The following is a 15,736-nucleotide window of genomic DNA, read 5'->3' on the forward strand; positions in this document are numbered from 1 at the left end:
ACATGACCCGCCTTCACACACACGCCGCCCTGGCTGCCGGAGGCCTGCTGATAGCTTCCGCCCTTTCCTCCTGCACCCTCCTCCCCTCTTCTTCCCACGGCGGTCCGGAAACGCCGCGGACCCTGGGCGCACGCATGGAAAAGCATGCGAACGTCCTGCAGAAAGACATAGGAGTACGGAACGCCCGAAAGCCCAAGTCCATGGAAGCCGCCGCCAAATACATCGCCGGGAACTTTTCCGACATGGGCTATGCCGTCACCCTCCAGCCCGTAGCCGGAGGCGACGCGAAAAAGGGCACGGCCATTTACAACGTCCTGGTGTACAAGCCCGGCCTGTACTCCAACAACCAGAGCATTGTGGTGGGTGCCAATTACGACTCCGGCGAACAGCTCAACAACGGCAGCGGCACCGCCCTGCTGCTGGAAACGGCCCGGGACCTCAAGGACATCCCCACCAACCACAATATTTATTTTGTCGCGTACGCGAACGGAGCAGGCCCCGCGGGGCGGTCTTCCTCTTCCGGAGCTTACGTGCATGCCAAAGCCCTGAGCGGCAGCATCGGCGCGGCCAACATCCTGGGCATGATCAATCTGGAACCTCAGGAACTGGCCCCCGCCGGGGAGAAAAAACAGCAGGAACCGCCGGCCCCGCAGGAGGCCGTCCTGTTCATGACCACTCCCCGCGGGAAGGAATTCGCGGGCCAGTGCGCCGCCCCTTTCACCAAATCCTGGGAGCAGGCGCCCCCCACGTTCCACCGGGAGCCTTCGGCCATTGCCGGGAATGACCGCCATTACGCGGCCCTGAACATTCCCACGGTCTCCTGCCTGTGCAAATACCCCGTCACGGATTCCCACACGGAAGATTACGTGCGCGCCCTGACGGACATGATTCACCAGGTGGCGGACAATGACACTCCCCAGCCGGAGAAAACCGCCGCGCCGGAGCCGAAAAAATCCTGACGCCGTTTCCCATGCCCTTACCGGGACAGTCTCCTCCTTCTACGGCCGTCCAGCATCAGCACGGGCATGAAGGAAAGCGCCACCAGCGCAATGACCATCGGCATCCAGTTGTCGGAATACCGCTGCATCAGGAAGGAGGTGAGGGAAGGACCAGCCAGCGTGCCGATGGAATAACTCAGCAGCAGAAGCTGGTTCATGGTTACCAGCTCGTCACGGGAGGCGTCTTCACATCCCCAGGCCATCGCGACGGGGTACAGGGAGAAACCCGCCAGCCCCAGCGCGATGAGGGAAGGAGCCATCAGGCCGCCTTTCAGCACCAGCCCCGCGCATGCGGCCACCACCAGCAAAGACTGGCATTTCATGACGAAGGCTCGCCCGTATTTGTCCGCCAGCCTGCCCATGGGCCACTGGCCCAGGATGGCCGCGGCAATCAGCAGGGCCATCCAGTACCCCACGGAGGAATGGTCCATGCCCTGGTGCTTCAGGAACAGGGGCATCAGGCAGTAAATGGTACCCAGCACCACTCCGGAAATCACGCACCCCACCACGCCCAGAAACACGCTGCGGCGTTTCAGCAGCGTCCGTACCTCCACATGGGTGGAAGACAGGGCGCCCGCGGAATCAGATTCCAGGCGGGCAAACAGCAGGGGAATCATGCCCACCGCGGACAGAACGCATACTTCCGTCACCACCAGGGACATGTCACTGGGGAACCAGCCCAGAAGAAGCTGGCCCAGCACCGTTCCCAGATAATAGACCACCAGGTAGGAGGCCAGAAGAATGCCGCGGGTTTTCAGCGTTCCAGCCCTCAGCAGGGCGCTTTCCACCACTACCCAGACCAGGGCGCAGCTTATCCCCGTCAGCATCCGGAGGCCGCTCCAGGCCAGCGCGCCGGGAAACACAAGTAGCAGCAGGGTGGACGCCGCACATAAAACGCACGCGTACTGGTAGCTCCCCTTGAAGCCGGCCTTGCGGATCACTCCGCCGGCCATCAGCGTGCCCGCCAGGTTCCCCAGAAAGAAAAAAGCCCCCACCAGCCCGGCTTCCCAGGTGGCGGCGTCAGACTGTTCCATCCACAGCGGAACTACCGTATTCAGAACAGCAAACGCCACCGTCTGAAAGAGAAGCCCCAGCAGAAGCAGGGCAATGGGCCAGGTAAATGTACGCATCACGATAAAGCGGGGACTATAGCACCAAAGCCGCAGCAGTCAACCGCCTCTTCCGCCGGCAATAAAAACAAGGGAAGCATTCCCTCAATACACCACACAAATTATTGATAATAAATCATCAATAAACTATTTAAAAATATAGTGAACTGTCATATTCCCCTGCGCAGGGAGGCGGGCAGAATCTTCATCTGCTCCCGGTACTTCGCCACCGTACGGCGGGCAATGTTCACCCCCTTTTCCTGAAGCGCGGCGGCCAGCCTGGCGTCACTGAGGGGTCTGGAAGAATCTTCCTCCGCAATCAACCGCCGCATCAGCTCCTGAACCGCGCCGGACGCTACGGCCTCCGCGCCCGCTCCATCCGGGAAAGCGCCCCCCTCCGCCGGAACGCCCGCGCTGAAAAAGGCCCTCAGCTCCTTCATCCCCCACTTGCACAGCAGGTACTTGTCCCGGCATGCCCGGGAAACCGTTGAGACATGCACGCCCATCTCCTCCGCCACCTCCTCCATGCCCATGGCCTTCAGCCGGGACGGGCCGAACCTGAAAAAATCCTCCTGCCGCCGCACAATGGCGCGGGCCAGGCGCAGCACGGTCTCCTGCCTCATGTCCAGGGCGCGCAGCAGCTCCTGTCCCTCCCGGAACGCCTTGCGGAGATACTGCCTGAGCTCCCGGCTTCCGGAGCTCTCCGCCATCAGCTCCATGTACCGTTCATTCATGGACAGGCGCGGCAGGTACTCGGAGGTGAGCACTGCCTCCAGCGTCCCGCCAGGCCCCTCCTCCACAACGACGTCAGGCAGCAAATGGGGGTTGCCGCCGGGAGCATAGGAGCAGCCGGGGTCCGGCGTCAGGCTGCGGATCACTTCCAGCGCCTCCGCCACGGCTTGTGGCTCCACGTCCAGCAGGCGCGCGGCCTCCTCATACTTGTGAGCCGCCAGCTCCCGCCAGCAGCGCTTGACCAGGCGGAAGGCGAGCGAACGCTTCAAGCCGCGCTGCTCAAGCTGGATCAACAGGGAATCCCTCAAATCCGCCGCGCCCACGCCGGGAGGGTCCATCCCCCTCAGTACGGCCAAGGCTTCCTCCATGTCCCGCATGCTGAAGCACTCCCGTTCTTCCAGCTCCTCCGGGGACTCCGTCAGGAAGCCGCGGTCGTCCAGGGCGTCAATCAGCAGGAACAGGGCGTCCCGGGCACGCCCGGTCAGCGCGGAATGCTGCGCCTGGTCCGTCAAATGGGTTTTCAGGGATTCCGGAGCCACCACGGACTCATACATGAAATCGCGGCGGGCGGCGGCCTCCGCGGATGGACGGCCTTCCGGCGTAAACTCGTTCCAGCCGTCTTCCCGCTCATTCCAGGCGTCTCCGTCCGGGCCGTCCTCCAGGGCTTCCGGAGAGGCGTCCGGCAGTTCCTCAAGCATGGGATTGGTCTCCAGCGCGTGGCGGAGAAGCTGCTTCAATTCCAGTGAGGAGGCCTGGAGAATCTGCATCCCGGCCTGCATGGACTGGGAGGCGGCCATCTGGCGCGCCATTCCATGCTGCAGGGATACCTCACTCATACCGTCACAAGCTACACCACCCCCCGGAATCTGGCAAGGGGGAACACCCCGCTGCAAGAGCTGCCAGCGCACGGCAAAGGCGGAAAAAGACCACAACTTTCATGTAACGTTTTTGAAAAACATCCGTATAATAGAACAAATGAAAACGCTGCTCGCACTTGCCTTCTCCCTGCTTACCTCCTTCCCCATGGCGATGGCGGCCGCCATGCCGTCCCCCCTGCTCCCAGTGCCGCGGGAACAGCCCCAATGGTGGAGGCAACAGTATGAACAACAGGTGGAGCAGGTAAAAAACAACCCCTGCGGCGTGCTCTTCCTGGGAGATTCCATCACGGATTATTGGAAAAGAGAAGGAAAGCAGGTATGGGAAAAGGAGTTCAAACCCTACCATCCCTGCAACTTCGGCATCTCCGGGGACCAGACCACCAACCTGATTTACCGCATCACGGACTCCGGCATTCCGGCACGGACGGAACCCAGGCTCTGCATTGTGATGATCGGCACCAACAACACCGGCCATTTCAAGGGAGGAGAAGCTCCGGAAAAAACGGCCATGGGCATTCTGGGCGCCGTGGAGCACCTGCTGGTCAGGTTCCCGGACACCCACGTTCTCCTGCTGGGCATCTTCCCGCGCGGCACGGGGCCCCAGGACAAGCTGCGCCAGCACAATGACAAAATCAATGCCATCCTGGCCCAGTGCAAACTGCCCCGCACCACCTACGCCAATATCAACAAGCGCTTTCTGGACCCCGCAGGCAAGCTCCTGCCCGGCATCAGCAGGGACAACCTGCACTTCACGGAAAAGGGTTATGCCATCTGGGCGGACGCCGTGCTGCCCTACATGAAAAAATACTGCAAGTAATCCTCACCTTTCTTCTTCACCGCATGACGGACGGAAGAAATGTCCCTCTTCCAGCATTCAGCTTATGGAGCCGTAGCGCCGGAAATATCATTGGGGGAAATTTACGGCTCCTGCGGAAACATTTTCAGGCTTTTATGCTTGAGAATTTCACTCCTCAGGATTAAATCATTTTGCCTAATACCCTTTGAAAATGAAATTTATTCTCGTTAGTGTAGCTATCTTCAACGCATTATGTGTATGTTCCGGACTTAGGGAACTGTGTTTTGATGAATGGTTCCACAGCACATTTTCTATTATATTTTCATTCATTGCCGCGGTGTTTTTTACCGTCTCATTCATTTTTTTAAGCAAGAAAACATGCAAGTGATCTAAAATATTGACGGTGAGTAAATTAATGATCAAACAAAATTTTATGTCTCTCAAGGGGAAATTCTAAAAACAGAGAACACCACGAATTTTCCCATTCTCATTATCTTCTTCATGACAATCGCTATTCCGTTGAATTGCTGCACCTGGGCGTAAAAGAAACCGCCAACGCCAACTTAACTGATCCCCCAATCACACAAAGGCCGTTATCCAACAGTTTTTGCATTTGAAAAGAGTGATATTACATAGGCGAATCTCCTGACGAAAAACGGAAAAGTCTCTCTACAACAGACCTCCGCGCATTTGGGCAGTCCCTCATGGGGGGAACGTTCCGGTTCTTCTCTCTCCCATGCCCCCGGAACCTGGAAAAACCGCGTGGAACAAAAAAATTGCTTTTTACCGGGGATGCCCTAGAGTTTTTCTCCGCATGAGCATGCCGCTTGCCGACTTGTTATTCCTGGCCTTCGCCCTGTCCGTAGACGCCTTTGTCGTGGCGTTCTCCTACGGCTTGCTCATCAAGCAAAAACGCTTGGTCAACGGCATCAAGCTTTCCGTGTCCACCGGGGCGGGACAATTCCTGATGCCCGTGCTGGGCTTCCTGCTCACGGGGTCCGTCCACCAGTACATTGCCGCCTGGGACCACTGGCTCGGCTTTGCCGTGTTCACGTTTCTGGGAGTCAACGTCATCCGGGAAGGCTGGAACCACCGCAATGAGGAGGAACACATGCCCCAAGTCACCAGCCTGACGCTGCCCACCCTCCTGGCCGTGGGGATTGCCACCAGCATAGACGCCCTGGTGGCGGGCATCAGCATCTACCTTTCTTCCGCCCAGTGCGGACCCGCCCCCACTCTCCACGCCGTGCTCCTCCCCGCCGCCGTCATCGGCCTCACCACCTTCCTGTGCACGGCGGCAGGCTTCTTCCTGACCCGGCGGCTGCACCGCTTCCCCACGTTCCACCTGGAAGCCGGAGCCGGGCTCATCCTCATCGGCCTGGGCGTTAAAATGCTCTGCGACCACCTGTGCTGAAAAATGCCCCGCGGCGAATGATAAAACCCCCTTTCCGGCATCGTAGTAAGTCGGAAAACAAACTGGCTCCGGCCCCTTTTTTCCGCTATCCTTAAACAAGCTTTTCCACATGAATATTTCACACCTTCTTCTCTGCACCTCCCTGCTCGCCGCGCCCGTCTGCATGGCTCAGGATTTGACGGAACCTGAAACTGAAGCGCCGTCCGCCATCAGCCAGCTTCCGGCCCCCCTGGCGCAGAAAATAGCCGCAGGCGACTTTGCCGGGCTGCAAACGGAACTCCGCTCCTCCCTCCTGAAGGCTGGAGAACAAACCAAATCCGGACAAAAACTGCTTCAGGATAAACAATACCGCCACCTGCTGGACATTCACGAACTCCTGCGCGTCACGGGGCCGGACAACGTAAAGGCCGTTTTCTCCAAAAGCCCGCAGGATGCGGCCTTCATCAAGGCCTTTTTACAGGACCCCGCGTGGGTGGAACTCTACCTGGGAGCGGGCCTGATTCCGGAAAACTCTCCGGAAGGCCTTCAAATCCTTTCCGATATCTGGAAGGCGGACGGCAGAAGCGCGGACTTCCGGGACTACCAGTCCCTCGCCACGGGGCTGGCCTCCGTCTTCTCCACAGGCCCCATGGCGGGAAAGCTGAAAACCAATGCCGCCAGCAGCAACCCGGTGCGCCGCTACCAGATCTTCAAAAAACTGCATCAGGAAAACAAGCTGCATCCCGGCTTCATCAAGCTGCGCCCGTGGGAAATGCGCTTCGTCGTGGGCCACACGTGGGACGACAAATCCTACGAATGGAGCAATGAGCATGTCAACCTCCCCTGGCGGCGGTATACGGACGCCTGCTGGGCCGCTCCCTATACGGGCAACAACTTCTTCGGAGACACCATCCAGGGCCCCCTTTTCTACGTGCCGTGGCGCGACGTCAACACCTCCGCGGAAAACACGCAAGTCATCGGCGGCGTGTGCGGCGGCCTCTCCTACTTCGGCACCATGGCGGCCCAGGCCCACGGCATTCCCGCCTACCCGGTGGGGCAGCCCGGCCACTGCGCCTATGCGGTGCGCGTGAAGCGCGGGGAATGGAAAGGCGGCTTCGGCGGACCGGACGGAGGCATGCACAACCACATCTTCGGCGGGCAGGCCCCCACCTCCTACCTGCTGATGGAAACCGTCTTTGCGGACAACGCCAGGGCGGACCAGGCCTACCTGTGGGCCGCGCAGGCCCGGCTGGACGAAGCCGCAGGCAACAAGGACAAGGCCATCCAGGCCTGGGGGGAAGCTCTGAAACAGACGCCCCTGCACCCGTTCTTCCGGGCGGAGCTCCAGCGCCTGCTGCTGGAAAAGGAAGGCATGCAGCCCATCGACTGGTACGTTTACGCCAAAGACGCCCTCTCCCACTACAAGGGGAACGGCTTTGCCGCGTTCGACATCCTGAAAGACGTGCAGAACAAGTTCCTGATGGACATCCCGTCGGAAGACCGGATCGCCTGGTTCCGGGACCTGCATGAAACCATCGCCACCACACCCACGTCCTGGGCGGTGAAATTCCAGCCCGTGCTGGACTCCCAGTCCGCCTTCCTGACCAACCCGCAGGAAAAGGCGGCCTATCTGGAAACAGTCCTCTCCACCCATCTGAAAACGGGGGACGGCACCAACTTTGGCCAGGCGCTGGAATGGGCCGTTAAAACCTTTGTGGAAAACGGACAGGCGGACGTCTTCTCCAACGCCTTTGCCAAGGTAGCCCAGCAAATGGGAGAAACCGGAACCACCGGAAAAGCCCCCGATCCCAAGAAGCTGAAGGAAGCTTACGGCAAAGCCATCTATGCCACGGAAATGGCCCGCTCCATTCCGGCCTTCCAGACCTTGAGCAAGGCGGCCGCCTCCTTCTCTGACGCCGACACGTCGGCCAACACGGTCAATGCCGCCATCCCCCAGGGCTGGAAGCTGGTGCCCGCGGACGGCATGGTCCGGTGCTCCACCACCTGCCAGTGGGACAGCCCGTGGGACCACATCAACCTGCTGCGCCCCTGCGGCGGCTCCCAGCATACGGACAAGGAAGCTAATCCGAACGTCATTGTGGAACTGAAAAACGGCGTGAACCTGGCCGGACTGGTGGTCACCAAGCGGAACGGCAATGAAGACCGCATGAAGAAAATGGAGGTTTCCACCTCCACGGACGGAGCTACCTGGTTCCCGCTGGCCGCCACGGAAAACATGCCCAAGGAATGGGTCATCACCGCTCCGGAAGGCACCAAGGCCAAGTGGATCAAGGTGGAGGCCAAGAACGCCCAGCCGGAATTCATGCACCTGCGCCACATCCTCGTTTACGAAAAATAACCCCCAGCACCCTTTCCATTAACGCCATGTTTCATCATCTCAATACCATTCCCTGCCTGCTGGCCGCCGCCCTGTTCCTGGGCGCACCCCTCCAGGCGGCCCTTCCGGCCTACAACACCGTCAAGGATGAGGCCAAAACCGTCAACAAATACATGATCGTCGTGTGGGCCGGAACGGACTGGTCCCCCAAGTCAAGGGAAGTCACCCGAGCCGTGGAGCACCTGGCCAAGGACTCCCCGGAACCCGTCCTCTGGTGCATCCAGGACGAACGGGAGGAAATGACGGAAGAGGAAAAGAAACTGCCCAGGCCTCCCGGTGAAATCTGGAATATCCCGGCCATCCAGGTGGTTTCCCCCGCCGGCGGCATGGTCTTCCTGTCGGAAGGCGTTTCCAAGGAAACGCTGCCCGCCGTCATGAAGCAGGCGCTGGAAGCCGTGAAGCAGCAGGAGAAGGCCAATGCCCTGTGGGAAAAGGCGGACGCCTCTTCCGGTGCGGCCGCGGCCCTTCTTTACGGGGAAGGCCTCCAGCAGCTTCCCCCGTACGCGGCCTCCGCCCGGAAGGACATTCTGGAAAAAATCAAGAAGGCGGACCCGGAAGACACCAAGGGCATGCACTTCAAATACACCTTCAAGCACCTGCCCTACATTGAAAAGGTACAGCGGATGGTGGAAGACTCCGGCAAAAACGGCGGGCAGAAAGACTACAAGGCCGCCCATGCCTATGTGGACAGGCAGCTCAAAATCCCCGGCCTGACTCCCCTGCAAAAACAGCAGGTCATGGCGGTCAGATTCTGGCTCTACCGCAATGAGGGGAAAAAGGACCAGGCGCTGAAAACCCTGGCGGACATCGCCAAAATCTCACCCAAGACCCTCATGGGTACAGGCGCGCAGAACTACTACCGCTTCCTGACGGAACCCGTCACCCTGAAGGAGCCGCACTTCACGGGCTATGACCTCCGCCCGGAATTTACGCCCACCCGCGTCAACATCGGCAGCATGCTCAACGGCCCCGGAAACTACAAGATCACCTTCAAGATGAACAGCGGCGGCTGCAATATCCGCAACCCCCGCTTCATGCGGGGCAGCCGCGTGGTCAGTGAACTTCCCAAGGACCAGCAGGACAAAAACGGGCGGGAATTCACCCTGCGCTTCTCCGGCTCGGAAAAGCCGGACCTGGTCTTCGACTGCCAGGGCCAGGGCTGGTTTGAGGCGGACTGCGACATCATCGTGACCAAGGAATCCTGATTCCTTCCGGAAAGCGGCAGACGTACAAAATGCCCCCTATCGGAACCTTCAGCAAGGCAGGATATTCCCACGGGAATTCCTGCCTTCTTCTTCCGGCGGAAAACGGAAGGGAACTGTCCTGTTCAGCTCTTCTTTCCGCCTTCTTGCGCTTCCTCCGCCAGCTTGCGGCGGTATTCCATGCGTTCCCTGATGCGCAGCTCCAGGCCGTTTCCGGTGGGGGTGTAGTAAACGCGGCCTTCCGGCAGGTAGGCCTGGGGGACGTAATGTTCCGGGTAATCATGGGAATACAGGTATTCCAGCCTGGCGGCGTCCGCACCGCCGGCGGCGGCCAGCTTCTTGCGCGTGGGCGTCCGGAGGTGTTCCGGCACCGCCAGCGTTTTTCCGTTGCGCACGTCCTCCATGGCGGCGTTGATGCCCATGTAGGCGGAATTGCTCTTGGGGGCCGTCGCCAGGTACACGGTAGCGTGCGCCAGCGGAATGCGGGCCTCCGGCATGCCGACCATTTCCGCCGCGCGCGCCGCATCCAGCGCCACGCGCAGGGCGTTGGAGTCCGCCAGCCCCACGTCTTCCGACGCGGCGATGACCAGCCTTCTGCCGATGAAGCGGATGTCCTCCCCGGCTTCCAGCATCATGCCCAGCCAGTACAGGGCGGCGTCCGGATCGGAGCCGCGCATGGATTTGATGAAGGCGGAAATCGTGTCGTAGTGGGAGTCCCCCAGGCGGTCGTACTTGATCGCCTTGCGCTGGATGGATTCCTCCGCCACGGAGAGATTCACATGAATAATGCCGTCTTCCCCCGCAGGAGTGGACAGAACGGCCACCTCCAGGGCCGTGATGGCCTTCCGGGCGTCTCCGTCCGCCTTGGCGGCCAGATGGTTCAGCGCTTCCTCCTCCATGTCCACGCGGGAGGCTCCCAGTCCGCGCTCCGCATCCGCCAGGGCGCGTTTCAGCAGGGCGGCCAGTTCCTCCTCCGGCACCGGTTCCAGCGGAAAGACCTGGGAACGGGACAGCAGGGGGGAGTTGATCGCAAAGTAGGGGTTTTCCGTGGTCGCGCCGATGAACCTGACCGTTCCCTTTTCCAGATGGGGGAGCAGGACGTCCTGCTGCGCCTTGTTGAACCGGTGCAGCTCATCCACAAAGAGGACGGTTTTCCGCCCGTGCATGCTCATCCTCATCTGCGCCTGGGCGATTTTTTCCCGGATGTCCGCCACGTTGGATTCCACCCCGTTGAGCATCATGAAGTGGGCGTTCGTCGTCTGGGCGATGACGGCGGCCAGGGTGGTCTTTCCGCAGCCGGGAGGGCCGTAAAAAATCAGGGAGGTGAACCGGTCCGTTTCAATCGCGCGCCTCAGCAGCTTTCCCGGCGCCAGCAGGTGCTTCTGCCCGGCCACTTCATCCAGGGAGCGCGGGCGCATGCGCGCAGCAAGAGGCATGGCGGAGACGTCCGCTCCGGGTTCAAAGCCTCCCCGCGCCTCCGCTTCCTGTAAACTGAACAGATCCATCAAAGGCACTTTACCCGGTCGCAGGAGCGGAGGAAAGGCCAATCCCCGGAATGCGGCAAGTTTCCCGCCCGGGTATGGAGGGGAGTTCCATGTTATCCAAAAACGGACCAGCAGGAGAGCATCAGGACCATGCAGACAGGGGCAAGCACGCTGAACATCAGCCCCGCCACAGCCAGTCCCCTGCGGTTCACCTCCCAATAGCGGAGGGAGGCTATCAGCATCCAGATGGGGAGTATAATCATGTGGATGAGCGCCAGAAGCCCCCAGCCCGCCAGCGCCAGCAAGAAGAGCCAGGGTTCCGAACCGTCCGTGTCATTGGTAGGCATCAGAAAGCCAAAGATGCGGTACACGAGCAGAAAGGAAATGAATGCGGCAAAAGGTATCCATCCCCAGCGGGCTTCCTCCTTCCGGCGGGCCATCACCAGTTCAAGATAGGGATCATCAAGCGCAGATAATTGGTTGGCAGAAGAATTTCTGTAGGGATTCATATCGTTTTTGGTCTCTATTATTAACCCTCCCTCCTGTCAATGATATTCAATGCCGGAGACTGTCCTTTCTGTAGGAAATACCGTTCTCTAACAAACATGAAATATCAACTTGCGCCAATCATCTTCCTGTAACTTCAACGTACTGCCGCATTCCATAAAACATGCTTCATGATGAATGAATTTCCATTTTTTCCGGCGATTCGTTTCCCCCGCTTTTCCCGCTCCGGAAAAAAGCCTTTTGAGTGATTCACTTTACGGCTTCCGGGCATATTTGTCATACACGCGCCGTTTTCCCGGCAAAAAAGGACTGCCTCCGCCGCAGGAGCGGAGACAGTCCCTGAATAATGGTAAACCGGAAATTCCGGAAAGTTACTTGCCCAGGATGCCCTTGAAGTATTCCAGCGTTGTCGCCAGGCCTTCCGGCAGGGTGTGCTTGGGCTGCCATCCGGCGTTGCGGAGCTTGTCCGCGCAGGCGCGGGAATGCTTCACGTCGCCGGCGCGTTCCGGGGCATGGAGCACCTTGGAGGAGGAACCCGCGGCCTTGATGATGTTCTGCGCCAGTTCTTCAATGGTGATCTGGCCGCCGTACCCGGCATTGAACACGCCGGTGACTTCCGGGTGTTCCGCCACGAAGGTGAGGGCTCCCACGATGTCCTTCACGTAAATGAAGTCACGTGTCTGGGTGCCGTCCCCGTACACGGTGATGTCTTCTCCCTTGACGGCTTTTTCAATGAAGATGGGCACCGCGGCGGCATAGGCCCCCTTGGGGTCCTGCCGTGGGCCGAAGACGTTGAAGAAGCGCACGGCGGCCGTGTTGACCCTGCCTTCCGCCCGGAACATGTTGAGGTAGTATTCCCCGTCCAGCTTGGTGATGGCATAGGGGCTCTTGGGTTCCGGGTACATGGTTTCCAGCTTGGGCACCGTGGGGTTGTCCCCATAGATGGCGGCGGAAGACGCCAGCACGATTTTCTTGACTCCGGCGGCGGAAGCTTCCTCCAGCACGTTCAGAAGGCCGTTGACGTTGATGTCAATGCACTCGCCGATCTTGCTCATGGATTCCGGCACGGAGACGAGCGCGGCCATGTGGAAGATGTAGTCCACCCCCTGCACCGCCTGGCGAACCAGCTCCCGGTCGCAGATGGAGCCTTCAATGAAGGTGTGCTTGAGACCGTCCAGGTTCTTGAGGTAGCCCGTGCGCAGGTTGTCCAGCACGCGGATTTCCTCCGCCTTGTCCTGATAGTGTTCCACAATGTGGGAACCGATGAATCCGGCGCCGCCGGTTACGAGAATCTTCATGTGTTTTTTCCGATGTTGGTAGGTATTGATTAGTAGCGGTCCACAACGGCCTTCATTTCATCCATCTGCGCCTCGATGGATTCCACCAGGGCCATCTGCGTGCGGCAGCGGTCCAGGTTGTGTTCCGGGCGGTGGATCTTGAAGTACACGTCGCCGGACAGGTAGTCCGTCAGGAAGCGGATGCCGCATTCCATCGTGAGCAATTTGCCGGAGAACGGCAGCAGGCTCTTTTCCAGAGGCGTCAGGAAGCTTTTGGCGGAGCTCAGGTAACCCTGCACCAGGGCCTCAAACATGAACATGCGCATGGTGACCTTGGAGGTGTCCTTTTCATCTTCCGCGGCGGGGGACGTGGCCGTGCGGATCATGTCCCCGAAGTCATAGATGGCGGAGCCGGGCATCGTGGTGTCCAGGTCAATCACGCAGATGCCCTCCCCGGTCACGTCGTCCAGCATCACGTTGTTCAGCTTGGTATCGTTGTGCGTGCAGCGCAGGGGCAGTTCTCCGGATTTCAGGTAGTCCACCACCAGATGGCAGTCCGCCTCACGGGAAAGGTACCAGTCTATTTCCTTCTGCACTTCCTTCACGCGGCCCAGGGGGTCGGACTGGATGGCTTCTTTCAGAGCCGCCAGGCGGGAGGTGGTGTTGTGGAAATCGGGAATGGTTTCAAACAGGGGTTCGCCGGGAAGGTCTGCCGTCAGCTTCTGGAACTCGCCGAAGGCGCGCGCCGCTTCCTGGCACTGCCTGGTGGTTTCAATCTGGTCGTAAGTGCGTGCGCGTTCAATGAACGGGTACACGCGCCAGCAGTTGCCGTCCGCGTCCAGGGCGTACGGCTTGCCGTCCACGGAGGGAACCAGCGTGAGGGTGCGGCGGTAGGCTTCCGGGCACTGCTCCTCCTTCAGGCGTTTCAGGGCGTGGTCCGTCACGCGCTTCACGTTTTCCATCAGGGGGATGGGCTGCTTGAACACGTTATGGTTCACGCGCTGGAGGATGTAGCGGATGCGCTGCCCCGCCTGGTCCACCCAGATGCAGTAGGTGTCGTTGATGTGGCCGCTGCCGTAGGAGTAACCGTGGACGAAGTCGCCGCGGAGATCGAACAGGGATGATACAGCCTTGAGATCGTGCATGGGAAAAGGGGCTTAGTTGAGCTTTTCAGGGTACACGCCCTGCTTGATGAGTTTGTTGATGCCTTCCACGACCATGGGCTTGTCCCCGGGATAGGTCATCCCGAACCAGGTGGAGGAGGTGGGAAGAACGGCGCAGTCCGCGCGGTCTTCATGAATCAGGGCGTCCACCACGGTGGGAATGAAGCATTCGCTCTTGGGTTCCTGGCCGTGTTCCTTCAGGAAGTCGATGAAACGGTCTTCCGTCAGCTCAATGAAGGAGGGGGAGAAGAGCCAGAAGTTCATGGAAACCAGTTCGCCGGGGTCCACGGGCAGGCGTTCGCCCTTCAGGTTGTTGCCGCGCACCACGCCGTCTTCATCAGCCTGGATTTTCACGAATTCCTCCACGCCGTCCAGCAGGCCTTCCTTGATGGAGCAGATGCCGCGGTTCACGTCCCCGTTGTCGGAGAGGGTGTTCTTCAGCGGATAGCCGATCATGCCGTAATGGGCCTTTGCGGGTTCATCCGTGGTGGTGGTCAGGAACTTGGCGGCCTGCACAAAGGCGTCCGCGCCGTAAAAGTCATCTGCATTCACCACGGCAAAGGGTTCTTTCACCACATTGCGGGCGGCGCGCAGGGCGTGGGCGGTGCCCCAGGGTTTTTCGCGGCCTTCCGGCACGGAAAAGCCTTCTGGCAGGTCGTCCAGGGACTGGAAGGCGTAATCCACCTCAATCTTGCCGGCAAAGCGGCTGCCGACCTTTTCCTTGAAAATGTCTTCAAAGTCACGGCGGATAATGAATACCACCTTTCCGAAACCGGCCCGGATGGCATCATAAACAGAGTAGTCAAGAACGACTTCACCGTTGGGGCCCATCGGGTCAAGTTGCTTGAGACCGCCGTAACGGCTACCCATACCAGCTGCTAAAACAAGAAGTGTAGGCTTCATAATACGCGGGCCATTATGACCAAGCCTCCCCGTTTGGCAACTGGAAAATGCCGGAAAACCGGAGAAATCCGCCCGTTAAAAAACGTAAGAGCACCAAAGGCCCAGCACCACTTTTTTGAAATCATCCCGCCCGTAGCCGCAATACCACCCCAGGAAGGGCTCCACCCGCAGACTGCCGGAAACGGCCCACCGCACGCCCGTGCGCGCCATCAGCTCCTTCAAGCCGTTTCTCCCCAGGTAATCATGGGAAAACCCCAGGGAAACCGTGTTTACCATGGCTACGGATTCGCACAGCAGGGGCTGCCACGTAACGCCCCACTGGGAGTACACCCCCTCCTGCCCGGAGTCATACAGAAAGGAGCCGCTGAACGACCAGGACGGCATGGGATTCCACTTGAGGGACAGGCCGGGCTCCGTTCCGCTTTTCAAGGGGCAGGAATCATACCACTGCCCGTTGACGAACAGGCCGGCCGTGCATTCGTCCGCCAGATAATACTGAAGCTCCCCGTGCAGGGTGGTCTGGCTGAAATTGCGCCCCTGCCAGTTGCGGATGGCAAAGAGTTCCCCGCTCACCGCCCATGAGTCCGACAGGGAGGCCCCGCCGGAAATCTGGCCTTCCACGGAATTGGGGCCCAGCTTCTCCCCGCGGTGGATGTAGTCCGAACGGTAGCCGCCCAGCAATTCTCCCCCCATGCGGATGGGGGAACGGCCGTCCACCTCCGTCAGGGGCGGGGGTCCGTCATACCCCTGTACGGCCTGCACGGCGCAGCACAGGATAATGGGAAACAGCCTCATGAAGGCCTTTTAACACAATCTCCTGCGCCATACCAACGCCAAAACGGTGCATGCACGTTCTCCGGACTTGGCAAAAGGGGAATCTGCCCTTACCCTCTCGC

Annotated in this window: 13 protein-coding genes; 5 read left to right on the forward strand and 8 right to left on the reverse strand. The window is 59.7% G+C overall.

What is annotated here, in order from left to right; all coding sequences use genetic code 11:
• The first annotated feature begins 2 nt into the window (after nt 1–2).
• Complete coding sequence (locus ABGM91_RS00095; RefSeq protein WP_290566313.1) at nt 3–959, forward strand: hypothetical protein; 957 nt, start codon at nt 3–5, stop codon at nt 957–959.
• Between the two features lie 17 nt (nt 960–976).
• Here the strand turns inward: ABGM91_RS00095 and ABGM91_RS00100 are convergent, their stop codons facing one another.
• Complete coding sequence (locus tag ABGM91_RS00100; protein ID WP_354832766.1) at nt 977–2,128, reverse strand: MFS transporter; 1,152 nt, start codon at nt 2,126–2,128, stop codon at nt 977–979.
• A 149-nt stretch (nt 2,129–2,277) separates the two neighbouring features.
• A complete protein-coding gene (gene rpoN / locus ABGM91_RS00105; protein ID WP_354832768.1) occupies nt 2,278–3,675 on the reverse strand; it encodes an RNA polymerase factor sigma-54 in 1,398 nt (465 codons plus the stop codon).
• Between the two features lie 139 nt (nt 3,676–3,814).
• On the opposite strand from rpoN, the gene ABGM91_RS00110 reads away from it, so the two are divergent.
• From ABGM91_RS00110 to ABGM91_RS00125, 4 genes are all read left to right on the forward strand, one after another.
• Complete coding sequence (locus tag ABGM91_RS00110; RefSeq protein ID WP_290566315.1) at nt 3,815–4,534, forward strand: GDSL-type esterase/lipase family protein; 720 nt, start codon at nt 3,815–3,817, stop codon at nt 4,532–4,534.
• A gap of 793 nt (nt 4,535–5,327) precedes the next feature.
• Complete coding sequence (locus ABGM91_RS00115; RefSeq protein ID WP_290566316.1) at nt 5,328–5,927, forward strand: manganese efflux pump; 600 nt, start codon at nt 5,328–5,330, stop codon at nt 5,925–5,927.
• Between the two features lie 109 nt (nt 5,928–6,036).
• Nucleotides 6,037–8,265 carry a discoidin domain-containing protein gene (locus ABGM91_RS00120; RefSeq protein WP_354832771.1) on the forward strand — a complete coding sequence of 743 codons (2,229 nt, stop codon included), beginning with the start codon at nt 6,037–6,039 and terminating at the stop codon, nt 8,263–8,265.
• 26 nt (nt 8,266–8,291) lie between these two features.
• Nucleotides 8,292–9,509 carry a hypothetical protein gene (locus ABGM91_RS00125; protein WP_354832773.1) on the forward strand — a complete coding sequence of 406 codons (1,218 nt, stop codon included), beginning with the start codon at nt 8,292–8,294 and terminating at the stop codon, nt 9,507–9,509.
• Between the two features lie 122 nt (nt 9,510–9,631).
• Here ABGM91_RS00125 and ABGM91_RS00130 read toward each other — a convergent pair whose 3' ends face one another.
• From ABGM91_RS00130 to ABGM91_RS00155, 6 genes are all read right to left on the reverse strand, one after another.
• Nucleotides 9,632–11,011, reverse strand: coding sequence for a replication-associated recombination protein A (locus ABGM91_RS00130; protein ID WP_354832775.1), 1,380 nt, complete (start codon nt 11,009–11,011; stop codon nt 9,632–9,634).
• A 92-nt stretch (nt 11,012–11,103) separates the two neighbouring features.
• Nucleotides 11,104–11,499, reverse strand: a complete 396-nt coding sequence (locus tag ABGM91_RS00135; protein WP_290566319.1) for a hypothetical protein — start codon at nt 11,497–11,499, stop codon at nt 11,104–11,106.
• Nucleotides 11,500–11,868: 369 nt separating this feature from the next.
• Nucleotides 11,869–12,795, reverse strand: a complete 927-nt coding sequence (locus tag ABGM91_RS00140) for an NAD-dependent epimerase/dehydratase family protein (RefSeq protein ID WP_215428411.1) — start codon at nt 12,793–12,795, stop codon at nt 11,869–11,871.
• Nucleotides 12,796–12,824: 29 nt separating this feature from the next.
• Nucleotides 12,825–13,919: an aminoglycoside phosphotransferase family protein gene (locus ABGM91_RS00145; RefSeq protein ID WP_215428410.1), complete on the reverse strand. Its 1,095-nt coding sequence runs from the start codon at nt 13,917–13,919 to the stop codon at nt 12,825–12,827.
• Nucleotides 13,920–13,931: 12 nt separating this feature from the next.
• Nucleotides 13,932–14,840, reverse strand: coding sequence for a sugar phosphate nucleotidyltransferase (locus tag ABGM91_RS00150; RefSeq protein ID WP_354832778.1), 909 nt, complete (start codon nt 14,838–14,840; stop codon nt 13,932–13,934).
• A gap of 75 nt (nt 14,841–14,915) precedes the next feature.
• On the reverse strand, nt 14,916–15,635 hold the full coding sequence (locus tag ABGM91_RS00155; RefSeq protein WP_354832780.1) for a hypothetical protein: 720 nt from the start codon (nt 15,633–15,635) through the stop codon (nt 14,916–14,918).
• Between the last annotated feature and the right edge of the window lie 101 nt (nt 15,636–15,736).

The organism is Akkermansia muciniphila (assembly GCF_040616545.1).
Taxonomy (GTDB): domain Bacteria; phylum Verrucomicrobiota; class Verrucomicrobiia; order Verrucomicrobiales; family Akkermansiaceae; genus Akkermansia; species Akkermansia muciniphila_E.